Source organism: Pantoea sp. GbtcB22 (assembly GCF_019091025.1).
Lineage (GTDB): Bacteria > Pseudomonadota > Gammaproteobacteria > Enterobacterales > Enterobacteriaceae > Pantoea > Pantoea leporis.
Map to the genome: position 1 here is coordinate 1 of NZ_JAGXKB010001084.1, position 228 is coordinate 228.

Consider the following 228-nt stretch of genomic DNA (forward strand, 5'->3'; position numbering starts at 1 on the left):
TAGTAAATGGGGTTTTAAAAATCAGTGACTTATCAGCCACTGTTCGATGGTGTCGTGTGCCAGGCTAATCGGGCCCGGCTCTCGGGAAATCTTGCTCTGCAAACTGGCTCCGTGCCACAGCAAGTAGCAGCGCTGCGCCAGCTGCTGCGGCGTTTGCCCAAACGGCAGCGGCTGCTCCGCCGCCATCTCAGTCAAACAGCGCGTGGAGGCAGCGATAATGGCGTTGGC

Annotated in this window: 1 pseudogene; it reads right to left on the minus strand. The window is 58.3% G+C overall.

What is annotated here, in order from left to right:
• Nucleotides 1-21: 21 nt before the first annotated feature.
• Nucleotides 22-228, minus strand: a pseudogene (locus tag KVT28_RS27570) (TetR/AcrR family transcriptional regulator); the annotation flags it as partial.